This window comes from Marinomonas rhodophyticola, assembly GCF_026113935.1.
GTDB lineage: Bacteria > Pseudomonadota > Gammaproteobacteria > Pseudomonadales > Marinomonadaceae > Marinomonas > Marinomonas rhodophyticola.
On record NZ_JAPEUL010000007.1, the window covers coordinates 1,047,436 to 1,071,686 of the forward strand.

Consider the following 24,251-nt stretch of genomic DNA (forward strand, 5'->3'; position numbering starts at 1 on the left):
TAGAAAACAAGGCGCTGCGTATTTTTGCACCTTGTTTTATAAGAGGGCGGGACACGATCTCGCCTTTCTGCGTTTCGAAACCTTCATTGAAATTTAAAAAAGTATTTTATAAATGAGCACGATATTACAGACAACTGATTCAGCAAGTCAGGTTTACGCATTAGAAATAACCTGTCCTCTTGGGTTAGAAAATGTCTTAGAAAAAGAGTTGCATGGCGAAGGCCTAACGCAAACCCGATTGGGTGAAGCTCAGGTGAAGCTAACCACAGATCTAGAAGGCATGTACAAAGCCTGCCTTTGGTCACGTGTTGCGACTCGCGTTATGTTGCCAATTGCTAACTTTAAAATGGAATCGGCCGACGATCTATACAATGGTGTAAAAGCGATTCAGTGGTCTGATCACATGAGCGCTACCAATACCATGGCGATTGACTGTCACGGTACCAACCACCATATTCGCAACACACAATTTGGTGCCGTGCGCGCCAAAGATGCGATAGCCGATTACTTTGTGGCCTTGTCTGGCGAACGTCCTAACGTTGAAAAAGAACAGCCAGAAGTCCGCATTGCCTTGCGTATCAAACGTGACGTCGTGACGGTGAGTATCGATTTATCTGGCGAAAGTATGCACCGCCGTGGCTACCGTCAACAAGGCGGCATGGCACCGCTTAAAGAAAACCTAGCCGCCGGTCTTTTGCTGCGTGCAGGTTGGGGAACCGATTGCGGCTTGACGCAACTTATCGACCCTATGTGCGGTTCTGGTACATTTTTAGTGGAAGCCGCGATGATGTCTTTGGACATTGCACCAGGTTTACGTCGCTCCTATTGGGGATTCAAGGGCTGGAAGCAGCACGACCATCGTATGTGGCAACAGCTAATGGACTTCGCGAAGAACCGCAAAAAAGATCCAGCCACATTGGGTATTCGTTTCCAAGGCACAGATCGTGAGCAAAAAGCCATCGCGGCCGCCCGTGAAAACATCAAGCGTGCAGGGCTGACAGGCGTTATTGATGTCACCATGTCGTCGTTTCAAGAGCATGAATTCGATATCAACCCTGATGCGCTGGGTCTATTAATTACCAACCCTCCTTATGGCGAGCGTATTGGCGATGAAATGGCCTTGATTGCGTTGTATCGTCAATTGGGCGAATGGGTTGTCAACCATGTGCGTGGCTGGCAGTTTATGATGCTCACCAGCAACGATCATTTGGCGCGTCAAATTCCCGCTCGACCTGAAAAAAGCACCCGAGTGATTAACGGTGGTATCGAGTGTCGTGCTTATCAGTTCCCCTTATTGGCAGGCAACATAAAAGAAGACGTGGTCGCGCAATCGGTGATGACGCCGGGCGCGCAAATGTTTGCCAATCGTCTGCAAAAGAATGCCAAAAAGCTGAAAAAATGGGTCGAGAAAAACAAGATTCAATGTTACCGCCTGTATGACGCTGACATGCCAGAATACTCAGTGGCCATTGATATTTACCAAGATTGGGCGCACGTTCAAGAGTATCAAGCGCCCAAGAGCGTTGACCCTGAAAAAGCCAAACAGCGTTTGTTCGACGTGATGTCTGCGATTCCTAGTGCCTTGAATATTTCAGAGGCCAAGGTCATCTTGAAGCAGCGTCAAAGACAGACAGGCAAAGAGCAATACGAAAAATTCGATCAGACAAAACACGAAATGATTGTAGAAGAGTATGGCTGTGACTTCATCGTCAACTTGAAAGATTACTTGGATACTGGCTTATTCCTTGATCACCGTCCTGTTCGTAAATTGATTCAAGACAAAGCCAACGGCAAGCGATTCTTGAACCTCTTTTGCTATACCGCAACAGCATCCGTGCACGCGGGTCAGGGTGGGGCGCACAGTTCATTGAGTGTTGACATGTCGAACACCTATACCGAGTGGGCGCGTCGTAATATCGAACTGAATGAATTTTCGGATCGATATCATCAAGTAGAACGTGCAGACTGCATCGAATGGCTAAAACAAAGCCGCGACACCTTTGATCTAATTTTTATGGACCCACCCACGTTTTCGAACTCGAAAAAAATGGCCGATGTGTTGGATATCCAACGCGACCATGGCGAGCTAGTGCGTTTGGCCATGGCAAGATTGGCGAAAGGAGGCGAATTAATCTTCTCCAATAACTACCGTCGCTTTGTGTTGGATGAAGCGTTAGAGCACGAGTTTGAGGTGAAGAACATCACTCGTGAAACGCTAGATCCGGACTTTGATCGTAATGACAAAATTCATCAGTGCTATATCATTAAACACAAATCATAACTGACTAAGCACACGTGAGTTTATTCGGTATAATTCGCAAACATATCAAGGGCTAAACACCTGATTTAGCCCTGTTTTTTTAGGTTTAATACGTTTTAAGGTTTATAAGTTTTTAGTATGAAAAAAACATTTCGACTTGTGATTAGTTGCCCCGACAGAGTGGGCATTGTAGCGGCCGTGAGTCAGTTTTTGAACGAGCGCCAAGGCTCCATTATGGAAGCCAGCCACCACACAGATTTAGAGCAAAAATGGTTCTTCATGCGTCATGACATCGACGCAGAAAGCTTGTCCATCGATGTTGAGACATTCCGCAAAGAATTCGCCCCCATCGCAGAAGAATTCAACATGCGCTGGTACGTAAAAGACAGTGAAGATCGTCCTAAAGTGGTACTCCTTGCCACCAAAGAATCTCACTGCTTAAACGACATCATGCATCGCTGGCACACAGGCGAGCTGAACTGCGAAATCGTCGGCGTCATTGCCAACCACGAAGACCTTCGCTCCATGGTCGAATGGTACAAGATTCCATACTTCTGCATTCCCGTGCCAAAAGAAAACAAAATGCCCGCTTTCCAAGAAATTGAAGCCTGCATTGATGCGTCTGGCGCCGACACCATAGTATTGGCTCGCTACATGCAGATTTTCCCTGAATACTTGTGCGAGAAATACCGCCACAAAGTCATCAACATACACCACAGCTTCTTGCCGTCTTTCATTGGTGCGAAACCCTACCACCAAGCCGCGGTTCGTGGCGTGAAATTGATCGGCGCCACTTGCCACTATGTGACAGCAGACCTAGATGCCGGCCCGATTATCGAACAAGACGTGATTCGCGTTCGCCACAGCCACGCGGCAGAAGACATGGTTCGCCTAGGTAAAGACATCGAAAAACTCGTACTGTCACGTGGCCTACGCTACCACCTAGAAGACCGCGTACTCGTACATGGCAATAAAACCGTCGTGTTTGCAGAATAACGCCACTACTACAAGGTTAAGCAAAAAAGGGAAGGCCACGGCCTTCCCTTTTTTATTTTGTCATCTTAGTACGATAAAATTTTTTCTTGAAAAAAGTGTCTATAGTCTATAGTTAATAAAACAATTCATTAAGAGACGGCTAGTGAGGTGACGAATGAAACTCAAATTAACGCCAACTCAGAACCTATGTGTTGGCTATTTAGAATCTGGTTTTAAATTGATCCAAATGGGCGAACAATTCTACTTTATCAAAGGCGAACGCCGACAAAAGGTATTACCCAAAACCCTAGACGCACTCGTCAACCGAGGGGCACTAGACTATACCGAACAAGGCGACTACATGCTGAGTGACGAATTTATCGAACACCGCAAACGCATGCGCGAAATGAACGATCCCAAACAGACTCGTCATTAACAAAAGACCAACGACCAACTTGGCCCCATTTTTCTCGTTAGGAATGGGGCCTTTTTTATGACAAGTATTCAGCGCCCAGATGAAACCAAACGGCGTTTATCTTCGAAACTATCGCCTACCTCATCAAAACGCCGTTTGCTTTCATCGTAAATCCTCATAAATCAACATTCCACGTAGGTCTGCATGAGGGAGGCACGACCGTAATCAGACATAAAAGCCTCGTAGCCACAACCTATCTTATCGAAGCACCAAACAACGTTCAGCACCCAAAATGCTGCGCATTTATGCCGACAACGTAATTATTCCCTCCCCTTATGTCTTCCAAGGGGAGGGCTAGGGTGGGGTTATTTCTTAGATTTTCAAGTCTGTTCGCTACTTCTCAGCGTTTCCTAGTTTGCAAGCTTGGTTCCGCTCTGCTGAGCGGGTAACTTTTGCCCAGATCCGCAAAAGTAACCAAAAAGTCTCTTTAAGATCTTTAATGCCTGATTTTCATCATAGGCACATAACTGTTCCCCTACGCTCGTTATATCGTAAGGCATAGATTGTTTTTGCTGGTAGGGGGAAGGGAGTTTTAACTGACTCTGAAACGCCATAAAGTCGCGCAACTTCGTCGCGTCGAACTGGCTTCATCTGTGATGCTGGTTTTTCGTAGGGCGTGATGAGGGAAGTACGACCGCTTTTCCATAACAAAAAAGCCGCTGAAAGCGAAGCTTTCATTGTCGCGCCTTCAGGCCGACAACGTAATTATTGTCTTCTAATTAAGCTAGGGTGGTGTTATTGCTTTGCTGCGTATCACCACAATCTAAGTACTAAAAAAACACACAAAATTTATATGGTTTTCGCTTTTCGCTTCTTGTATTCTGTAAAGAAATGGTCAGGGAAGACGAACAGATAACTCATATCAAATGAACACGTCCTTCTCCCTTTCCCTGGCTAACGTTAAATTTAACACACGCATTTTTGCTTAGCTAAAAAAATAAATGACAAGTCAACGACAAGCCTGATTGGGACATTCTGGGACTAACATCGTTTCGTTGAAAACGCTAAAATGATTAGAACCAAGTAAGCGCTGTTTGCTCGTTGAAAACGCCAAAATGATTAGAACCAAGTAAGCGCTGTTTGCTCGTTGCAATAGCATCAGGGATAAAAGCTAAAAAAGCTTTACGAAAAATCCGAATAGATGGCTGCAAAACTGTTCTTGTTAGATCTTGATTTTACTTGCAAAAATCGGGGTGTCCATAGATGTTAGCACTACTAATTTTACCATCGTGAATAATTCGCGAATTTAGGAAAGAGCATGAAAGATTATGTAAATCAGTTAGACCAGGAAACACGAAAGGTAGATTTCGACTCGTTTGATATATCTGTTAAAGAGTTAGTTTCAATGTCAGATGAGGGAATAGTCGACATTGCGCCTGAATACCAAAGACAGTTTAGGTGGCCTCATGAAAATCAATCAAGACTAATTGAATCAGTTCTTTTAGGAATTCCTGTGCCAAGTCTATTTATGGCAGCAAACAAGGATGGATCTTGGGAGTTAATAGATGGTGTGCAAAGATTAAACTCGTTAATCCATTTTGTTGGAACTGATGAACAGTTAAAAAAATTTGGTTTTGATTCCAATTTAGTGTTAAACGGCTTGGATGTACTAACCGAGTTCAATGGCTCGAGTTTTAAAGATCTCCCCCAAACTTTGAAACTAAAATTCAGCTTGAGACCACTGAAAGTTACTACTTTAAGCGACAAGAGTGATTTAAAAGTTCGCTTCGATCTTTTTGAAAGATTAAATACTGGTGGTATCAAATTAACAGATCAAGAAATTCGCGCTTGTGTATTTAGGGGACAATTTAATGACTTCCTTACTGAGTTATCAGAAAATGAACATTTCAACACCGTAGTAAACCTTCCTAAAGCAAAAAGTAATGATGGCACTAAGAGCGAGTTAATCTTAAAGTTCTTTGCATATAAAAATAATAGAGACAAATTCGACCATAGTGTTGTCGGCTTTCTTAATGATTATATGGCAGAGGCGTCGACCTCATTCAATTACAAGAAGAATCGTTCTATATTTGAGAAAACATTTGAGGCTCTAGCAAACGAATTGCCGGATGGAATAAAAAGGGGAAATAGGAGCACAACACCCTATAACCTTTTTGAAGCTGTAGCTATTGGTGCGGCAGATGCTATTGAGGAAGGACTAAATATTCTTGGCAAAGATGTTGCGAATTGGATTAACGATGAAGAACTTACAAAGTTAACATCTTCCGCAACTAACTCGAGGCCTAAATTACAAGCACGGATTACGTACGCGTACGATAGGTTTAAATAGAATGTATCAAACTATCGAGTTAGAGATAAGAGATAGGCTAAATCAATCAAAAGAGTTGATCAGCCATATTTCTAGTTTGGAAACGGTTGAACAAAGCTCCGATTTATTGAAAATCCAAAAAGGTTTCTTGTTTATCTCTATGTATTCCTCCATTGAGTACACGATAACAAGTGTTGTTTCTAGGTTTTTAGAACTCATAAAACAAGAAGAACTAAAGCCAATGGAGTTCAAAAAATATTTATTATGTACAGTATTGGATAGTAAATTTAATGCATTGTTGGGCAGCAGCAAAAAAATGGTCTGGCATAAGAAAAAAGAGCTTTTCGATGCTTTATTTTCTTCAGAACCCGCAGTTATAGATGATTCTGTTTTTCCAACAGATGGCATTAATATCTCTCAGCAACAGATTGAAGACATTTGGCAAATATTTCATTTGTCAGGTGAAGCTATTCCAACGGGTGTAAACACTTGGATTTTGAAAGAAATAAAAGATCATCGCAATGCTATTGCACATGGCAGAGAGAAAGCCGTAACTATTGGAGGACGGTATACCGCACAAACTCTTATGCAAAGGGTAGCGGATGTAGAGACTCTTTGTTTTCATATTGTTGCTGGATTCGAGAGTTTAACCGTCAGCAAAGCCTATAAATATTCAGGGGTAGCCTAGTGCTAACAAGCACTTTCAGTCTTACGCCAAAACCTCCGGGTTCGGCGCAGCTGAAGTGAGTGTTATAGCAACGAATGCTCGGGCCAAACTAATGAGTAGAGAAAAGGAAATTAAAGTAGCATTTTGGCGGGGAATTCTTGTTGGCCCGTTGGCTATATTTCCGGCTACCTTTCTTTTAGCTTTGGCTTCAATAGCAAGTGAATTTTCGCTGAGAAAGCTGTTTGAATCTTTATTTGTAGGTCTTTATGGGGCGTGCATTGCCTATATAGTCATAATCATTTACGGCAGTATTATTTGGTATTTCTTGCGCCTGCTTAACAAGCTGGCATTAGCAACTCTATTGCTAGCCGCACTTGCTCCAGCTCTAACAGTGGCGCTACTCACGCGAGAGTTTGTATTTTCATTACTAATAGCTTATTACTCTCTTGTGGTCGCATTTACGGCTTGGTTTTTTGGTTTGCGCCAAGTTAAAAAGCTATAACAAAGCGGTCAAACATCGTTCCGCTTCGCTCCACTGGACAGAATTCAAGGATAGAGCTGAGTAAGTAATTTAAAGTGGGTGGCGATATCAATCATTGTCCCATCACTAATAGTAGTATTGGGTGTTCAGTGCTCTTATTGGTTTTCAAGACTAACAAGACACCCACATAAACTTGGTAGCTAAAAATAATAATTATCCGTTAAAAACACACGCACCTCAGAAAGCCAGCATTTACAAGGTTTTTAACATGCGCGTGGACTAACAAGACACCCACACAAATTTGACAGCTAAAAACAATACTGTATATTTAGCCAGTATTGTTTTTTCTCATGGAAGAGAGGTTTCGTCATGCCAAGAGCCAGAAGTCAGCAAGTTAGTTTACAAGATACGCCTTACTATCACTGTGTTTCACGCTGTGTTCGTAGGGCGTTTTTGTGTGGAGAAGATCCTGTCTCTGGTGCAAGCTTTGAGCACCGTCGTGGCTGGGTTGAAAAGCGTTTGTTATTTTTAGCCGGTGTCTTTGCTATCGATGTTTGTGCCTATGCGGTAATGAGTAACCATCTTCATGTGGTGTTGCATATCAATACAGAAAAAGCCGCGAAGTGGTCTACATTAGAGGTTCTGCAAAGGTGGCATAAGTTACATAAAGGCACCGTGTTTACTCAGCAATTTGTACGAGGTGAGTCATTGCCTGACTATGCTATGACGTTGGTGGAATCGTCTGCCGAAACCTTTAGAAATCGTCTTACAGACATTAGCTGGTTTATGAGGGAATTGAATGAACCTATTGCTCGCCAAGCGAATTTTGAAGACCAATGTACAGGTCGGTTCTGGGAGGGGCGATTTAAGTCTCAGGCTCTTCTAGATGAATCGGCATTAGTGGCTTGTATGGCCTATGTTGATCTTAACCCATTGAGAGCAAAAATAAGCCAGACACCAGAAACCTCAGAATTCACCAGTGTTAAAAAACGTGTGACCGCTGCAAGGCATCAAAAGCAACCAAAGTTGCTTTATCCTTTTGTTGGTAACCCCAGAGAAAGCATGCCAGATGGTCTACCTTTTGAATTGTCAGATTACCTTGAGTTGGTTGATATGACTGGGCGAATCATCCGAGAAGATAAACGAGGTGCGATAGACGCTTCATTGTTACCGATTCTTCAACGACTCAACATATCCTCAGAAAATTGGCTGTGTATTGCAACAGAATTTGGCGCAAGAACGGGTGCTGTGGTTGGTGCTGAACATTCCATTGCTCATTATTGTGATTCAAACAAACTAAATAGAAAACCAAGATCCAGTCATAACCGACTACTCGCCTAGCTTCATTCCATCCACCATCCACCATTCATCGTCTTTCTTTACTAATCATATATTAGTAAATTTACTCGCCTAACAACCTAATAACTAGCCTTTTAGTAGTGAATTGCTCCTTACCAAAACGATAAAAGATGAACTCCATATAAGTACTATCTCTTGAGAAGGTGGTTTTGTATGATAAATATCAGTGTTTAACGTGGGTGTCTTGGTAAGCCCCTTATAAATACTCATTCCTCAGTATTTGTGGCTGACGAGCATCTACATCAAAAAATCTATAAAGTTGAGAAGGAAGATAGTATTACTCACTTTAGGTACGTTGATCAATTGGATAAGCCCTATGTTGTATTTGAATTATTAGGTCAGTGTTTAACGTGGGTGTCTTGGTAAGCCCCTTTTCGACTTGATGCATTGTAATTATATAGTATCAATTTTCAGGAAGAGAGGTGGGCAGTTATGCCGCGGCCAAGAAGTTAACAAATCAGTGTAAGCGATACGCCTTATTATCATCTAATAAAAATCAGCGGTAGTTGGGAGTATCAGGCTTTAATAGGAGACATTATGAGACTCGAAGGAAAGGTGGCTTTAGTCACTGGGGCTGCTAAAGGGATTGGTGAGTCAATTGTTCGACATTTTGCTCAGGAAGGTGCCTTTGTTTATGTCACGGATATTGATCAGGACAATGGGCTGCAAGTAGCGCTATCCATTGGTCAATCTGCCCAGTTTGCTTTGTTAGATGTTCGCGACGAAGGAGCGTGGCAGAAGCTTATTGGGAAAATAATCGATGTACATGGTCGGCTTGATATTGTCGTTAACAATGCTGGCATTACTGGCTTCGAAGAGGGCTTCGTCCCGCATGATCCAGAGAATGCAACCTTAGACGCTTGGCGCAAAGTACATGAGACAAACCTTGATGGGGTATTTTTAGGATGTAAGTATGCCATTAAAGCCATGCGTGCCACACAGAAAGGGTCCATTATTAATATATCCTCACGCTCTGGCATCGTCGGTATTCCAACGGCCGCGGCCTATGCTTCCAGTAAAGCGGCAGTGCGAAATCATACAAAAAGTGTCGCCTTGTACTGCGCACAGCAAGGCTTAAAAGTGCGGTGTAATTCCATTCACCCTGCTGCAATTCTGACGCCTATGTGGGAACCGATGCTGGGTGATGGGCCTGAACGTGAAGCGAATATGGCCGCTTTTGTTCAAGATACACCGCTTAGGCGTTTTGGTTTACCTGAGGAAGTCGCTTGTGTTGCTGTCATGTTGGCTTCAGATGAATCTGGCTATTTGACAGGAACAGAGATAAATATTGACGGTGGCATTCTTGCAGGTTCAGCCGGAACGCCTGCAAAATAATGTTTAACAACGTTGATCTCACTATTTACATAGATAGATTTTATACAGGGGAGTAACGCATAAAATTTGTCGTTCGTTTTACGGTCTGTCGGCTGTCGTCACTTACAGGGATGCTCGTATTCGTCTAATTTCAGTCAGGCGTTCCCGCAATAAGGAGATTGAGCTTTATGAAAGCTAAAGACTTCGATAAAAAATTTGAGGAAGGCCAGGAAGACATGGTTGATGACCTAGATCTTTCTTCTGCTCGCCGCGTAAATCAGGAACAGAAGCTGATGGTGGAACGTATGAAGATCTTGGAAGGTATTGCGAAGGGCGAGCAGGCCATCCGTGAAGGTCGAACAATGGATATGTCGCAAGCCAAAGATAAAATGAGTAAATGGCTCAAATAATTTGGACTGAGCCAGCACTGAATAGTCTGAACGATATTGCTGAGTATATTGCCGTTAATAAGTCACGCACTTTAGAAAGCCAGCATTTAAAAGGTTTTTAACATGCGTGTGCTTATCAAATCGATTTTTCAAAAAAGCCGTTATCAATTGAAGTACGTTAAGGAGAGATGTTGAAAACAAGTATCCGTATCAGTTTGGCTCAGGTTCCTGTTGTTAAAGGTGATGTGACAGAAAATCTCGCACAGCATATTAAGATGATTGAGCAGTCTTCATCATGCAAAGCTGATGTGGTGGTGTTTCCTGAGTTATCTTTGACGGGCTATGAGCTTGAACTTGCTCAAGAACTGGCTTTATCTGAAACATCACATGTGTTCGAAGCGTTATCTCAAGCGGCAGTAGATCACAACATTATTGTTCTCGCAGGGTGCCCTCTTAAAGTCACTCTTACATCGGGAAGGGACGCCAAACCAACCATCGGAGCGGTTATTTGTTTTCCTGATGGGGCACGAGAGTTCTATGCTAAGCAGTATTTGCATGAAGGCGAGGGTAAGCATTGTTCGAGCGGTGCAGCTGACTACGTTTTCACTGTAAATGGTTATCGAATTGCATTGGCGATATGCGCGGATTTTGCGTCGCCAGAACACGCTCAAAAAGCACGCGAACTGGGTGCTGATATATACATTGCCAGCGCTTTAATATCTGAACGTGGCTTTGAAGCGGACGCCAAAATGTTGTCCTCCATCGCAGCGATACATGGTTTTCCTGTGCTTTTGAGCAACCATATATCTACAACGGGCGGTTGGTCCTCATGCGGTAATAACTCAATTTGGAATGCAAGTGGAGAGCGTGTTTTCAGTTCGGAGTCGAAAGAGCCTTGCCTCGTTTTATGTGCAATGGCCGACCACAAGATAGACGCTATCAAAATATGATATTGAGACAAAAAGATCAGCATGTAGTTGGTGAATATTTGCATACTGGCGTTGTGCGCAAAAGGAGCGGCTGTGATTAGTCCCATTATACAAGAAGAAACCACAGGATGCGGGATTGCTTCTGTGGCTAATGTTGTTGGTAAAAGTTACGCGGAGATGAAGGCATTAGCGAATTCAATGGGTATTTATGCTTCTGATACATCGCTGTGGTCGGATACGCAATATGTTCGACATATGTTGTCTCGTGTTGGTGTTGAGGCTACTGAGAATGAAATTCTATTTGAATCTTGGGGCGCATTGCCTGATCTGGCGTTGTTGGCTATTAAACATCATCAGGAAGAGGGGAGAGATTTTTGGCACTGGGTTGTTTTTAAACGTGTGGATGGGCGAGACCTTGTTCTCGATTCTGCTAGTTATTTGACCTCTAACATTCGAACCGATTTTAATGCCATGCAGCCCAAGTGGTATATTGGACTCAAAACTATCAAACGTTAAGAAGACACGCACTTTAGAAAGTCAGTATTTACAAGGTTTTTAACATGCGTGTCCTAATAAAATTTACATGATCTGTTGGGTGAATGTTTGTCAGGTCACATTCTATCAAGGAGGCTTAGAGTTACTAATGAGTCGTACCATTAAACAATTATTCAAGGGCTACTTATTACAGTTGGAGACGATTGTTAATAAAGTGCCCCCTGAACTGTTCTCTGAGTCTTTAGCGGATGATATGTTTTCGCTTGAAATGAACGCAAAAATTGCAGCCAATTTTGTGTTAAGAGGGTATTACCCGCTGCTGGGGAAAGAGGCTGTTTCATTAATGTCGGATGAGGTAGGGAAAGCCGCCGTTGTTCGTCAAATCATTGAAACGAGAGAACTGTTAGAAAAGCTTCCTGATATTTGTTTTTTTGATGATAGTAAAGTTTTGAATGATAAAGCGGGTTTTTCAGAAGTTCAGCTGTGCCAGTCAGATTTTATTCATCAATACATAGTGCCTAATTACTTCTTTCATATGGGGATGGTTTACGCTATCGCTAAAAGCAAGGGCGTAGCGGTGAGTAAAGGCGATTTTGATGGTCTTCATTCTTACCCTGTAGGCTTTAGTTTTGTAAGTAGTTAAGCATGGCTGCTTGGTGTTATACATTGAGTATTAAATTAGGCTATTAGAAAGATTTAAATTTTATGATTACTTGCTATGTCAGGTACGTGATTGACCCGAAAAAGGTTAAAGAATTTGAAGAATACGCAAGAATGTGGATTCCACTTGTTGAGAAGTTCGGTGGTCAACACAATGGCTATTTCCTACCGTCAGAAGGTGCGAATAATATAGCTCTAGCTTTGTTCACATTTGAAAGCTTATCTGTATATGAAGAGTATCGTCTTAAATCTTTAAATGATCCCGAGTGTATTGAGGTTTTTAAGTTTGCAGATAAAGTCGACTGTATTATTAGCTACGAACGTAGTTTTTTCAGACCAGTGCTTGGGCAGGGAAGCAACGTATAACAAACCTTTCAAGTCGGATTCTCAACACTTGGTGGTTTTGGGTTTATTTGGCTCCTGCGTTTATAGGATAACAGTTGAGTGTTGGGATAGTGTTGTTCACCATTTGAGCGGGCGTTATGTGTCAGGGAGAGTTCACTAATTGGAAATATTGATATTCGCAGGAATCATCGCTTTATTAGCATGTCTTTCGGCAGGGCCATGTTTGCTGATCTGGTCATTGTCGGCTAAATGGCTTCCTGAAAAGTATTACTTCCCACCTATTAAAATGACTTTTTTATGTGTGGTGTTGTCTTTGGTTACCGCATACGCCATTAATTTTGAGCTTGAGGGAGGCGGCATATCCATACTCATCGCAATCCTATTTCTATCAACTATTTGGTCAGTTGTTTTGTTGCCGATACTTTTAGTATTTAAATTGTTTGCAAAAGATTCTTGCAGTAAGAGAAACACATAATAAATCGCTCATATACGGAGATCTAAATGAATAAGAAGGAAGCTGAAGAACTAAGTGTTCTACTAATGCAAGTGTCAGGAAAGCTTGACCAAAGCGTGCGTTTCGTTATGGATAAGGATACAAAAGAAAATTTTGAATCTTATAGATCAAGCGCAGGGAAAGTTATGGGAGAGCTGTTCTTAGAGATGCTACAGCCTTTATGGGAACGTTATCCTGAGCTTAGGCCAAAAGAAATGGATGGAATTTACGAGGTAAACCCTCAAATACACGAACCACATTTTTACAAGCCAGATGACAATACATAACAAGCACATGAAAAATCGCCAACAAAAAGCGTGGGCTGGACTCGCTACTGTTCGTCTTTTATGTGGGCATTAGTTCTTTTTAAATTGGAGTGATACTATAGTGATACATTTTAATCTGAGGTGTCGCTATGAGAACCGAAGTCGTTACTACATTAAAGAGGCAGGCAACGAAGCTGCTTGCTGACTTGCGTGAGTCAAAAGAGCCTATTCTCATAACCGAGCATGGTCAGCCATCAGCTTATTTGCTTGATGTTGCTGATTACGAGTTGATGGTGGAACGGATGAATATCTTGGAAGGTATTGCGAAGGGCGAACAGGCCATCCGTGAAGGTAGAACAATGGATATGTCGCAAGCCAAAGAGAAAATGAGTAAATGGCTCAAATAATTTGGACTGAGCCAGCACTGAATAATCTGAACGATATTGCTGAGTATATTGCAGTGAGTAATCCGTACGCTGCGAGGCAATTAGTAGAAAATGTTTTCAGTAAGGTGCAGAGACTCGAACAATTTCCTGACTCCGGTAGAATCCCTGAAGAAATTTCGACTCTAAATTATCGAGAAGTGGTAGTGAATCCTTGCCGTGTTTTCTACAAAGTTGATAACGATTCAGTCTATATCCTTCATCTGTTGAGGCAAGAAAGAGATTTACGCAAGTATTTATTGTCTACTACGGATGAGAACTAGAGGATTATCGCTATGCGTGATCATTATGATTTTTCAAATTCAGTCAAAAACCCTTACGCTAAAAAGCTTAAGAAGCAGGTTACGATAAGGCTTGATGAAGATACTGTTGAGTATTTTAAGGCTTTGGCAGATGATAAGGGCATTCCTTATCAAAGCTTAATTAACCTGTATTTAAGGGGATTGTGCGCAGTCACGCCGTGACTTGAAGATAGCATGGCAGTAAGCCATTTCACTCATTTCAAAAAACCAAAGTCTGAAGCGTTTTTTTCTATGTAAAACGCCACAGACTCTATTCTTTTCGTTACTAACTATTTCTCATCACTGTACCGATGTGGGCGTTTGTGTGAATAAATAACTTACCGCTTGGGCCAGTTTCGGGCTGACGTGGCCGCTGCGTAACAAGCTCCAAAGGGGTTGTTTGGCTTCAGGGTGTTGGCTCAGTTCGGCGGCGATTTGTCTGAAAGCGATGTAGCCGTCTTCTCGGTGCGCCAGTTTTTCCATGATAATACGCAGTAGCTGTGGGTTTTGACCCAGCCAATGGGGGCATTTTGCGGCGAGAGCAGCAATGGGGTGAAGGTCGTTGTCTTGGCATTCTGTTAGACTGCCGAGCAAACCAAACAGTGGTAATAACAATGTATTGTTTAACTCTGCTCTGGATAAGGCGCGTAGGTAGCTTGCTTGCATGAGTGCGTCTTGCTCCGTTTGCAGTTGCGCAATCAGCGTTTCTTGTAGCTGACTTGACAGCGTTTCGTGCTCAAGAGCATGGCATAGGGCGCTGACAACGGGCTTGGCGGCGTGTTGAATGGCTTTTTGTATGAGCACTTGGTATGTGTCTTCGTCTACTCTGGCGGCGAGTTCGGCAATGCCTTGCAGCCCGAGTGTTTGCCAGCTGTCGTCTTGTTTGTTTACGTCCGATGACAGGTGTTTAACCACGTCGTCAAAGTAGTGCGAAGGGGCTTTGTGAAGATCTTTGCCAAGAATAGCGTGAAAACTGGCCATGCGTTCTTGATCTGGCTTGAAGACATAAGGGTTGTCTTCGAGGGCTTCGGATAAGCCAGCTTCTTCGCCTTTGTGCAGTATTTTATCGACAATACTTTTGATGAAGTGATCTCGCGTACCAAGATTTAGGCAACCTGCTTCGTCGAGCGGCAGTTTAACAAACCAAATGACGCCAGCATTGGCACTGTCTTTTTTGGCTGTGTCTTTTGATGTTAACAGGCAAGCTAGCCAAGCGTGTTGGCGAAAGGGAAAAGGGTAGGCTTGCTGTTTGCGATCGAACTGTATGGCTTGCTGCGGAGTGATTTTGGTGATGTTGCGTCCTAGGTCGTAGTAGCTCACATCACATCCGACCATATCAAATAAGTCAGAAAGCGATTCTATTTTGTTCATGATAAAGTATGGGACTCGTTTTGCAAGTAAGGGCGCAGTGGGCGCCCTTTGTTGAATAAAAGACAGTTATATAAAGAGAAAGTTACATAAAAAGATGCGTTATCTTACCGTTTTTTAGAGGAGAAATCAGGTTGAAAAAAGCCTTTTCTGACCATCATGTGTTGGCGGATTTGTTGATGGACTTGCAAATGGCGATGCAAGATTGTGGTGTTTGGGAATGTGGTACGCCAAGTAACGAGGCCTTACAGAGTACAGAGCCTTTTTGTATTGATACGATGCGGTTTGAGCAGTGGTTGCGATTTGTGATGATAGAGCGTTTTAAAACCTTGTTAGCCACTGGGAGTGATTTGCCTGTGCGCTGTCATATTTCTCCCATGGCGGAAGAGGCGTTTAAACATAAGCCTTCAGCCAACGTTGCGCATCTTGTCAATTGTTTGAATCGCATCGATCAACATTTAAGTGGCGCATTGTGATTTCTGATCAGCTTCATCATCCTTTGGTAAAAGACCTTGCTTGGTTGGTGGAAGGGCATTATATCGAGCGAGATTTTTACCTCGAAGCCTATTGGGTGGCCGATGTTGAAGCGCGGTTATTGGCACTGGATCAGATGCCTGCGCCATTGATTAATGCCCTTGCTGAATGTAAGTCACATTTTTTGGGCAGCTACTTTGAAAGTCTGTTTTCGTATGCGATAGAACATTTGTCTTGTTTAACGGTTATTCGCGAACATTTTCAAATAACGGCGTCAGGAAAGACGCTGGGCGAAGTGGATATGTTGGTGGAGACACCTGACGGAGTGCTCCATCAATTTGAAATCGCCGTTAAATTTTATTTAGAGCGTCCCGATCTTTTTCCCCATGATTGGATTGGGCCAAATAAAAATGATAGCTTATTAAAAAAGGTCACCAGAGCCAGAGAGCATCAGTTACAGATTTTACAAACGCAAGAAGGTTTTTCTGCCATTGCCGAGTTTGCTAGAGATCGTGTGCCGCAGACCAGTTTGTTGATATTTGGGCGTTTGTATCTTGCTCTTAATCATCAGCAGGATGTGGAGAAGTGGTTGAGTCAAACTGAGCATGGTGGCTGGATACGGGTGTCCCAAATGGCGTTGCTAACGCCGTATTTTTCTTATTTTTCTATCTTACAAAAGCCTCATTGGTTGGCGAATCAAAATATAACTGATAATTTCACTTTCAATTCTCTACAATCTGCCTACAATCTTGTAAGCGAATTCCTACATGACAGTCGCCCCAAACATGTACTTTTATGGCGAGCTGTGCGTCATGCTGAAAATAATAGAAATGTATTTATTGTGCCAGATTCATGGTGAAACAGAGTCCAATATTAAGATGCACTTTAGTTGCTTTACAAACTAGTAGTATTAAAAAGTAGATGACCGATTTATCAAAGTTACTGCAGGCTAAAATGCCATTAGCCGCGTGGATTATAGACGTAGAGCAATCAAGTGTACCGTGCTGTAATGAAGCGGCTGAAGCCTTGTTAATTGGCTCTCTGAAGGACATTAAATTGGGGCAACGTGCTATTCCGAGTGGATTAAGAGAACGTTTGTCACTTCATTTAGCGTCGCTTGATATTGGTGAAAGCTTACCCTTTAAGTGGCCATTTACGTCCAAGGATGGGGTTGAGTATCAGGTTCGTGGCTCGGTCATTGCTCTAGAGGACGCGCGAAAAGGGTTGTTTGTTGAGGCACACCCGGTCTCGCATTACGATGCTGTTTCTGTTGTTCAGGATGACTCTATTATTGTTCATCATGCCGGTTTGTTGGCGCAGTTTCGAAGTTTGTCTTTCGCTATTTTTGATCAATATGGTCAGTATCTTGAAGCCAGTGAGCATTTTATTGCGCATTTTGGTGTCATTCAGCACGTTCGAGATTTGTTTGCTGTGTCTGGTGCGGCTAATAGTTTTATTCGTCGTCTTGCTCATCAAGAAAATTTATTCCAAGAAATTCGGCTGGCGACACAAAATGGAATACGCTGGCATAAGATAGAAGTGTCTTATCATCCCTCAACGAACATGATTTATCTGTTAACTCATGATATTCAAGAAGAGCGAGATCATGAGGTGGCGCTTTATCGTCTTAATAATTACGATGGTTTAACCAATTTGCCCAATCGTAATTTGCTTTATCATCAGTTAGAAAGTGCGCTGATTAATGCCCGTAAGCGTCATCGACAGTTTGGTCTTTTGTATTTGGATTTAGATGGTTTTAAAGTCATTAATGACAATTTTGGTCATCGGGTCGGTGACGAGCTGATTCAACGCGTGGCGGAACGTATCAAAGACAGTATCCCTTCTGGAGCGTGTTTATATCGTTTGGGCGGCGATGAATTTGTTGTGGTGCTTGAGAATACGAATTCTATTGCAGAATTAGAAAGCATTGCTGAAAGTATTATGCAGAATGCCAGCAATACTTACCCTGTGGCCAAAATGGAAATGATGATCACCGCCAGTATTGGTATTGCCAGTTACCCTCAACATGCTGACAACGTGGATCATCTACTGAAAAATGCCGATGCTGCTATGTATCGTGCAAAATCCATGGGCCATAATATGTGTTTTGTCTATCAAAATAGCATGGCAGAGAATATTGATGCGTATTTAACATTGGGCGGTGGGTTGCGAAAAGCGATAGAAGAAGAGCAATTTATTTTGCACTATCAGCCTAAAATTCGCCTTCCAGATGAGACGGTAGTGGGCGCCGAAGCCCTTATTCGTTGGATTCATCCTGAGCTTGGCATGATTAGCCCAGATCAATTTATTCCTTTAGCAGAAGAGAGTGGTCTTATTCTGCCTTTAGGGGAATGGGTCATTCGCAGGGCGTGTCGTCAGTTACAGGAATGGCGCAAAGCGGGTTATCCTGATATCAAATTGTCGGTCAATTTATCCAGTCGGCAATTTATGCAGGCAGATTTGGTTGATATGGTTGAGCGAGTCCTTGAAGAAACGGGCGTTGATTCGAAATATTTCGAACTTGAGGCTCACTGAAAGCATGTTGATGGTCGATGCACAGCAATCGATTGAAAAACTGCACAGCTTTCGTAAGCTCGGCTTAACCTTATCAATTGACGATTTTGGTACGGGCTATTCTTCATTGGCTTATTTGAAAAAATTCCCTATTCAAACGTTAAAAATCGATCGTTCTTTTATTCATGATTTGGGGTTGGACAGTGATAATGACGCCATTGTTAAAGCCACCATTGCTATGGCAAATAGCCTGAATCTAAAAGTGATTGCAGAAGGCGTCGAAAACCGCGGCCAGGTAGATGTGTTGAATAAATATCATTGTCAAGAAGTGCAGGGGTATTTGTTTTCTAAACCCTTGAGTAGTGATGATTTTCTTGTCTATCTTGATAGCCATAATGTTGTCGCTTAGCAAGGGCTGGTTAGAATGAATGGCCGAAATAAGAAAGCATTATGGCAGCGCTTTTTTTCGTGTTCAGTATCCCACTAATAGGTTATCCTTATCGTTAATAGCGCTTATTAATCAACTATGGATACATTGTGTCGACGCTTGAAAATCTTTCTTGTCCGATAGATTCTGCGCCCTTGCAAAGACGCGAGCGCAGCTTAATTTGTCAACACGGACACACTTATGATTTGGCCAAAACTGGCTATGTCAATCTTCTTCCAGTACAAAACAAACGTTCTAAAGACCCAGGCGACAGCAAGGAAATGGTGGCTTCACGCCATGCTTTTCTCAATCAACACCACTATCTGCCTATCGTTCAGGCAATTCTCTCGTCTTGGCCAAAAGAAAACTTACACAGCGGTGTTCGTATTCTTGACGCTGGGTGTGGGGAGGGCTATTACCTTAGTGAGACTCGGCCGTGCCTTGTCAGGCCAAGGTATCTATGCTGAACGTATGGGGTTGGATATTTCCAAATGGGCGGTCACGGCCGCTAGTAAACGCGATAAAGATATCAGCTGGCTGGTAGCCAGTAATGCCGGTTTGCCGATGCCAAAGGAACGCTTTGATGCGGTGCTGTGCTTGTTTGGCTTTCCCGTATTTACAGAGTTTTCTCGGGTATTAAGTGATCATGGTGTGTTATTGCTGGTGGAGTCTGGTGCCGATCACTTGATTGAGTTACGTAAATTACTTTATCCATCCATTTATGAGTATAAAGCCACATTTGCGTCGGGTGTGTCGGGCTTTGAGTTGCTACATGAGCAGGCTGAACGCTTTACTTTTACTCTGGATTCCCAGTTGCACATTCAACAATTGTTGAGCATGACGCCTCACATTCATAAGGCTTCCTATGATGGCCGCGAGGCGGTAAAGCAGCTTAACTCTATTACACTGACGGCGGACATTAAGCTGCGTTGGTATCGAAAGGAAATAAAGGAAGTGAATTATGTCTAGTCATTTAGATGAGCTGTTTAATAAAAATAGAGAATGGGCGGCCAAGGTGACGGCAGAGGACCCAGAATTTTTTCTACCTTATCGAAACAACAAAAGCCGGAATATCTTTGGATTGGTTGTGCCGATAGCCGCGTTCCTGCCAATCAAATAGTGGATCTTTTACCTGGCGAAGTCTTTGTTCATCGTAATATTGCCAATGTAGTGGTGCATACAGACTTAAATTGTCTGTCTGTTATTCAGTTCGCTGTGGATGTGTTAAAAGTGAAACACATCATGGTGGTGGGGCATTATGGTTGCGGTGGTATCAAAGCGGCCATGGGGACGGAAGAGCACGGTATGATAGACAACTGGCTGCGTCATATTAAAGATGTTTATCGCTTGCATCGTGACGAGTTGGATAGCATTGAAGATGAGCACGCGCGTTTTGATCGTATGTGTGAGTTAAATGTGGTAGAGCAAGTGGCGAACGTTTGCCAGAGCAGTATCGTGCAAAACGCTTGGAAAATCGGTCAAGAATTGCATGTGCATGGTTGGTGTTACAGTATAGATAATGGGCATATTACGGATTTGAAAAGAACCGTTTCTAATGCAGAAGAGTCGATACAGCAGTTGAACAATATGTCATAGATGTGGCGTATTGCAGCGAGATAAAAAAACGAGCCAAGAGCCTCGTTTTTTTATGAATCAGACGTAAGACGGTCGATTATAAATTGTTGTTTTCAGCAATAGTGCGGGCGCATCCTGCAATAGTGGAGCGCAGCCAAATGTGTCCTGGATCATGTTGTAATAATGGGATCCATAGCATTTTCAATTCCACTGGTGGAATGTCAAACGGTGGCGGTAGCACCACAACACTTTGATTGCCTTTCATAAGGCGTGTGGCCAACGATGGCAGTGTGGCAATGAGTCCCAGTTGTTCTGTAGCGCGCATGGCGACATTATAGTTGCGTGTGAATAGACGGATATTGCGTTTAAAGCCTAAGTCCGCCAAGGTGCCATCGACCCAACCCAGTTTTTGCACTTCTTCTGGCTGAATGCCAACACCGACACCAAAGCCTGTTTTACTGACCCAAACATGCGGGGAAGCAAGGTACATTTCTAAGGAGAAATTTTTGGCAATATCAGAATTGGCCGGTACTAGACAAGAGAAATGATCCACCCAAACGGACTTTTGGTGGAAAGATTGTGGCAGGGTATCAAAGCGATTGATAACCAAATCTACTTTACCCTTTTCTACATCGTGAAAGCTGACATCACTTGGGTTCATGACATCGAGTATGACATTGGGTGCTTCATCCTGTAGCTTTTTCATCAGCGGTGGAATGAGCGTGGCTTCTGCGTAGTCACTGGCCATAATACGAAACACTCGAGAGCTTGATTCCGCTTCAAAGTTTTGGCCTAGGTGCAGCACTTCATCGACCGCTTGTAAAATGTTTTGCACACGAGGTTGCAGTTGTATGGCGAGTGCGGTTGGCATCATGCCATCACTGGTTCTTACTAGAAGTGGGTCGTGGAATAGATCTCTTAAACGTCTTAGTCCATTGCTCATCGCTGGCTGAGTGATGCCCAACTGATTGGCGGCGTGGGTGACATTCTGCTCCCGAAGTAAGGAGTCCAAATATCGAAGTAAGTTGAGATCTATTTTGTCTAACTGCATAAGGGAAGAGGCTCATGTCCACTGACGTTGGGGCTGCATGATACTGTATTTTGCCACTAAATAGAATGAGACCTTTGCTTGTGACATTGTGCAAAGGTCTCATAATGATTGCCCTCTAGTGAGTAAGGGGGATTATTTCACCTTGGTTAGCTGGTCTATTACCTCATAACAAGCGCCCATGGTGTGGTAGTCGGTTTTTCCGGCTGGACTTTTGCAGTCATCGTAGGCTTGGTTGTCTTGGGTAAGAATGCGAAACCAAGCACCGTATTGGTGATCAATCATGTGGGACCAGCTGTATTGCCAAAGTTGCTGATATTTATCCCAGTAGTGTGTTTCTTTGGTTAGGATCGCAAGCATGGCGGCAGCGGCAAACGATTCGGCTTGAACCCAAAAATATTTATCCCCATCGCAAATATTACCTTCTGGATCATAGCCATAACAAAGGCCACCATTGGTTTCATCCCAAGATTTTTTCCACGCTGAGTCAAACAGTGTCTGAGCTGTTGGAATCAACCAATCAAGTGGTGAGCGTTGATGAATCAATAGCAGCAGTTTGGCCCATTCCGTCTGGTGACCGGGCTGAAATCCCCATGGGCGGAATAAATGTTTAGGGTTGTCTTTGTTGTAATCCCAGTCCACTTGCCAATCTGGCGTGTAGTGTTCCCAAATCTCACCACCTGCTAACGCCGCTTGGCGTTGGCAAATGTGCTTGGCGAGTAGAGTAGCGCGTTCTAAATAACGATGTTCATGTGTTGCATCATAGGCGGCAAGCAGTGCTTCACAGCTGTGCATGTTGGCGTTTTGGCCACGGTAAGGGGAAACGTTTTGCCAATCGCTGGAAATTTCATCTTTGTATAATCCGAATTCAGCGTCCCAGAAATGTTCTTCCATGGTATGAAAGGTTTCTTCAATCCACGGTTTAGCTTCTGCTACACCCGCTTTGTAGGCCGTTGCATAAGCCAGCATAACAAAGGCAAACCCATAACAATGATTGGTTTCGTCGAGGTTTTGATTCTTGCTGAGTAGCCAGACATAGCCGCCATTTTCTCGACGGTGGCGATCACGCAAATACCTCAGTCCATGGCGAGTGGCATTTAAATAAGCCTGCTTACCTTCGGCTTGATAGGCTTTGGCGTAGTTAAAAATAAAACGCGTGCTGCTGACGAGATGACGCGTATCGGTATCGTAAATGTTACCGTTGTCTTTGAAAAATTGAAAAAAGCCACCCTCAGAGTCGATGCATTTAGGATGATAGAAATTCATGGTGGATTGGATGTGTTCTGTTAAAAAACCAATTGAAGTAAATTCAGGAAAAGAAGACATGATGTTGTCCTTTACTTTGGCTCTGCTTTTAAAAGCCAGCCGTGTTATTTTTGTTGGATAGGTTGTTTAACTCTATTGCTGATTTTCCATATTAATGGGTTATGTGATTAAATCAATTAGATTTATTAAATGTTAGCGATTAGTTTGCGGGCTTAACGTGAGAGTAAGATTATATGAAGTCGTCAGGCAGTACCTCAGAACAAAGCCGTATATACAACGAGCGAATTATTTTGCATTTGGTGCGTCAGCATCCTGAGATATCCCGAGTCACTATTGCAGAGCGAACTGGCTTAAGCGCTCAAACGATCTCGGTGATTACCTCGTCTTTGCTTGAGCGGCAGCTATTACAGATTGACGGCAAGGTAAAAGGCCGTCGTGGGCAGCCTTCGGTCAAATTAAGCATCAACAAACAAGGCGCTTATGGATTGGGTATTAACGTTGACCGAGACCATATCAGTGCTGCGCTGTTGGATTTTAGTGGTCGCTGTATTTTGTTGTTAGAGCGCGTGGTGTCTTTTCCTTCAGAAATGCTTGCGAAAAAAATCGCTGAAGACTTGATTGAAGAGGTCAAGGCGACCTTAGGGACAAATTGGAGTAAGGTGCAGGGCGTTGGTCTGGCCAGACCCGATTATATGGATTCGTGGCTGGAGACTTTAGTAACGGATACCGACCAGCGGGCGGACTTAGACAGGCTAAAAGAAGCACTAGCTTACTGGCAGTCTGATGCATTTGAATCCTGGCTAACCCAATTAACGGGGTTGCCATGTTTTTGTGAGAACGATGCCGTGGCCGCTGCAACCAGTGAATTATTATTGGCATCAGAGGTGCCACAACGGCATTTCTTTTACCTGTTTGTGAGTACGGCCTGTGGTGGCAGTTTTGTTGCCAACGGCGAGTGTTATTTTGGTGCGCATGGCAAAGCTGGCAGTTTTGGTTTGATTCCTTCCGCCACGGGAAAGCATGGTAAGTGGATTCTTGAAGCCTTGTCTTTGTCGTCATTGCGACGTTTTTTTATGGAACAGCAAGTCTTATGGCCAACATCGGCGGACGCTTGGCATGATAGGCAATACCATCAACTTATCGATCGATGGGCAGAAGAGGTGGCATTCGAAGTCACACCGGCTTTGGCTTCGGTGATTGCGTTGTATGATCCGGAAGCGATTCTCATTGGTGGGCGTTTACCGACTTGCGTATTGAACGCTTTAATAGCAAGCATGGAGCGCTCTTTGATGGCTCATAGTATGTTGCCATTACCTATGATACGCATCGCCCAAACAGGCCATACGGCAGGAGTGTTGGGGGCGGCGGTATTGCCCTTGTATGAAACCTTTGCGCCGCAGCAAAATTTGTTGCTTTTAAGTTCAAAAGAAAAGTAGCTCAAAAGAAAAGTAGCTCAAAGGAAAAATAATGCTTCGCTC

General features: G+C 43.3%; 26 protein-coding genes and 2 pseudogenes. 25 read left to right on the plus strand and 3 right to left on the minus strand.

Annotation, left to right across the window (positions count from 1 at the left end; genetic code table 11):
- Positions 1 to 112 precede the first annotated feature (112 nt).
- From rlmKL to ONZ52_RS13910, 17 genes are all read left to right on the plus strand, one after another.
- Positions 113 to 2,281 carry a bifunctional 23S rRNA (guanine(2069)-N(7))-methyltransferase RlmK/23S rRNA (guanine(2445)-N(2))-methyltransferase RlmL gene (gene rlmKL / locus ONZ52_RS13830; protein WP_265219258.1) on the plus strand — a complete coding sequence of 723 codons (2,169 nt, stop codon included), beginning with the start codon at positions 113 to 115 and terminating at the stop codon, positions 2,279 to 2,281.
- 117 nt (positions 2,282 to 2,398) lie between these two features.
- Positions 2,399 to 3,256 (plus strand): formyltetrahydrofolate deformylase, encoded by an 858-nt coding sequence (purU, locus tag ONZ52_RS13835; protein WP_111636686.1) that lies wholly within the window; start codon positions 2,399 to 2,401, stop codon positions 3,254 to 3,256.
- A gap of 154 nt (positions 3,257 to 3,410) precedes the next feature.
- A complete protein-coding gene (locus tag ONZ52_RS13840) occupies positions 3,411 to 3,671 on the plus strand; it encodes a formyltetrahydrofolate deformylase (RefSeq protein WP_265219260.1) in 261 nt (86 codons plus the stop codon).
- A 1,297-nt stretch (positions 3,672 to 4,968) separates the two neighbouring features.
- Positions 4,969 to 6,000, plus strand: coding sequence for a DUF262 domain-containing protein (locus tag ONZ52_RS13845; protein ID WP_265219261.1), 1,032 nt, complete (start codon positions 4,969 to 4,971; stop codon positions 5,998 to 6,000).
- A 1-nt stretch (position 6,001) separates the two neighbouring features.
- Positions 6,002 to 6,667, plus strand: coding sequence for an MAE_28990/MAE_18760 family HEPN-like nuclease (locus ONZ52_RS13850; protein ID WP_265219263.1), 666 nt, complete (start codon positions 6,002 to 6,004; stop codon positions 6,665 to 6,667).
- Between the two features lie 91 nt (positions 6,668 to 6,758).
- Entirely contained in the window at positions 6,759 to 7,148 is a 390-nt protein-coding gene (locus ONZ52_RS13855; protein ID WP_265219264.1) for a hypothetical protein, read from the plus strand.
- Between the two features lie 348 nt (positions 7,149 to 7,496).
- Positions 7,497 to 8,468 (plus strand): transposase, encoded by a 972-nt coding sequence (locus tag ONZ52_RS13860; protein ID WP_265219266.1) that lies wholly within the window; start codon positions 7,497 to 7,499, stop codon positions 8,466 to 8,468.
- A 555-nt stretch (positions 8,469 to 9,023) separates the two neighbouring features.
- A complete protein-coding gene (locus ONZ52_RS13865; RefSeq protein ID WP_265219267.1) occupies positions 9,024 to 9,821 on the plus strand; it encodes a glucose 1-dehydrogenase in 798 nt (265 codons plus the stop codon).
- Positions 9,822 to 9,988: 167 nt separating this feature from the next.
- Positions 9,989 to 10,210, plus strand: a complete 222-nt coding sequence (locus ONZ52_RS13870; RefSeq protein WP_265219268.1) for a hypothetical protein — start codon at positions 9,989 to 9,991, stop codon at positions 10,208 to 10,210.
- A gap of 167 nt (positions 10,211 to 10,377) precedes the next feature.
- Entirely contained in the window at positions 10,378 to 11,139 is a 762-nt protein-coding gene (locus ONZ52_RS13875; RefSeq protein WP_265219269.1) for a carbon-nitrogen hydrolase family protein, read from the plus strand.
- Between the two features lie 72 nt (positions 11,140 to 11,211).
- Positions 11,212 to 11,634, plus strand: coding sequence for a hypothetical protein (locus ONZ52_RS13880; protein WP_265219270.1), 423 nt, complete (start codon positions 11,212 to 11,214; stop codon positions 11,632 to 11,634).
- Between the two features lie 127 nt (positions 11,635 to 11,761).
- The gene (locus tag ONZ52_RS13885; protein WP_265219271.1) at positions 11,762 to 12,256 is read left to right on the plus strand and encodes a DUF1993 domain-containing protein; all 495 of its coding nucleotides are present in this window, start codon (positions 11,762 to 11,764) and stop codon (positions 12,254 to 12,256) included.
- 62 nt (positions 12,257 to 12,318) lie between these two features.
- Positions 12,319 to 12,639, plus strand: coding sequence for an NIPSNAP family protein (locus tag ONZ52_RS13890; protein ID WP_265219273.1), 321 nt, complete (start codon positions 12,319 to 12,321; stop codon positions 12,637 to 12,639).
- 480 nt (positions 12,640 to 13,119) lie between these two features.
- Complete coding sequence (locus tag ONZ52_RS13895) at positions 13,120 to 13,398, plus strand: hypothetical protein (RefSeq protein ID WP_265219274.1); 279 nt, start codon at positions 13,120 to 13,122, stop codon at positions 13,396 to 13,398.
- 128 nt (positions 13,399 to 13,526) lie between these two features.
- Positions 13,527 to 13,784: a type II toxin-antitoxin system Phd/YefM family antitoxin gene (locus ONZ52_RS13900; RefSeq protein ID WP_265219276.1), complete on the plus strand. Its 258-nt coding sequence runs from the start codon at positions 13,527 to 13,529 to the stop codon at positions 13,782 to 13,784.
- Entirely contained in the window at positions 13,772 to 14,083 is a 312-nt protein-coding gene (locus ONZ52_RS13905; RefSeq protein ID WP_212918493.1) for a type II toxin-antitoxin system RelE/ParE family toxin, read from the plus strand. Before ONZ52_RS13900 ends, ONZ52_RS13905 begins: the two co-directional genes overlap by 13 nt.
- A gap of 12 nt (positions 14,084 to 14,095) precedes the next feature.
- Complete coding sequence (locus ONZ52_RS13910) at positions 14,096 to 14,284, plus strand: BrnA antitoxin family protein (RefSeq protein WP_265219278.1); 189 nt, start codon at positions 14,096 to 14,098, stop codon at positions 14,282 to 14,284.
- A 117-nt stretch (positions 14,285 to 14,401) separates the two neighbouring features.
- Here the strand turns inward: ONZ52_RS13910 and ONZ52_RS13915 are convergent, their stop codons facing one another.
- Positions 14,402 to 15,472, minus strand: coding sequence for a DUF3549 family protein (locus ONZ52_RS13915; protein WP_265219279.1), 1,071 nt, complete (start codon positions 15,470 to 15,472; stop codon positions 14,402 to 14,404).
- Positions 15,473 to 15,603: 131 nt separating this feature from the next.
- Between ONZ52_RS13915 and ONZ52_RS13920 the strand changes: the two genes are divergently transcribed.
- The 7 genes and pseudogenes from ONZ52_RS13920 to can all read left to right on the plus strand — a co-directional run bounded on the left by ONZ52_RS13920 (position 15,604) and on the right by can (position 20,480).
- Positions 15,604 to 15,945: a YqcC family protein gene (locus ONZ52_RS13920; RefSeq protein ID WP_265219281.1), complete on the plus strand. Its 342-nt coding sequence runs from the start codon at positions 15,604 to 15,606 to the stop codon at positions 15,943 to 15,945.
- On the plus strand, positions 15,942 to 16,802 hold the full coding sequence (locus ONZ52_RS13925; protein WP_265219282.1) for a DUF1853 family protein: 861 nt from the start codon (positions 15,942 to 15,944) through the stop codon (positions 16,800 to 16,802). The genes ONZ52_RS13920 and ONZ52_RS13925 overlap by 4 nt, the downstream gene beginning before the upstream one ends.
- Positions 16,803 to 16,864: 62 nt before the next feature.
- On the plus strand, positions 16,865 to 18,478 hold the full coding sequence (locus tag ONZ52_RS13930) for a putative bifunctional diguanylate cyclase/phosphodiesterase (RefSeq protein ID WP_265219283.1): 1,614 nt from the start codon (positions 16,865 to 16,867) through the stop codon (positions 18,476 to 18,478).
- Positions 18,444 to 18,866 carry an EAL domain-containing protein gene (locus ONZ52_RS13935; RefSeq protein ID WP_265219284.1) on the plus strand — a complete coding sequence of 141 codons (423 nt, stop codon included), beginning with the start codon at positions 18,444 to 18,446 and terminating at the stop codon, positions 18,864 to 18,866. Before ONZ52_RS13930 ends, ONZ52_RS13935 begins: the two co-directional genes overlap by 35 nt.
- Positions 18,867 to 18,994: 128 nt before the next feature.
- Positions 18,995 to 19,084 (plus strand): annotated as a pseudogene (locus ONZ52_RS25060) (putative RNA methyltransferase); the annotation flags it as partial.
- A 97-nt stretch (positions 19,085 to 19,181) separates the two neighbouring features.
- The gene (locus ONZ52_RS13940) at positions 19,182 to 19,853 is read left to right on the plus strand and encodes a methyltransferase domain-containing protein (RefSeq protein WP_265219285.1); all 672 of its coding nucleotides are present in this window, start codon (positions 19,182 to 19,184) and stop codon (positions 19,851 to 19,853) included.
- Positions 19,846 to 20,480: pseudogene (gene can / locus ONZ52_RS13945) on the plus strand (carbonate dehydratase). Before ONZ52_RS13940 ends, can begins: the two are co-directional and overlap by 8 nt.
- Before the next feature lie 76 nt (positions 20,481 to 20,556).
- Here the strand turns inward: can and ONZ52_RS13950 are convergent.
- Positions 20,557 to 21,510: a LysR family transcriptional regulator gene (locus ONZ52_RS13950; protein WP_265219287.1), complete on the minus strand. Its 954-nt coding sequence runs from the start codon at positions 21,508 to 21,510 to the stop codon at positions 20,557 to 20,559.
- A gap of 132 nt (positions 21,511 to 21,642) precedes the next feature.
- A complete protein-coding gene (locus ONZ52_RS13955) occupies positions 21,643 to 22,833 on the minus strand; it encodes an AGE family epimerase/isomerase (RefSeq protein WP_265219288.1) in 1,191 nt (396 codons plus the stop codon).
- A gap of 173 nt (positions 22,834 to 23,006) precedes the next feature.
- Between ONZ52_RS13955 and ONZ52_RS13960 the strand changes: the two genes are divergently transcribed.
- Positions 23,007 to 24,209 (plus strand): ROK family transcriptional regulator, encoded by a 1,203-nt coding sequence (locus ONZ52_RS13960; RefSeq protein WP_265219289.1) that lies wholly within the window; start codon positions 23,007 to 23,009, stop codon positions 24,207 to 24,209.
- The last annotated feature ends 42 nt before the right edge of the window (positions 24,210 to 24,251 follow it).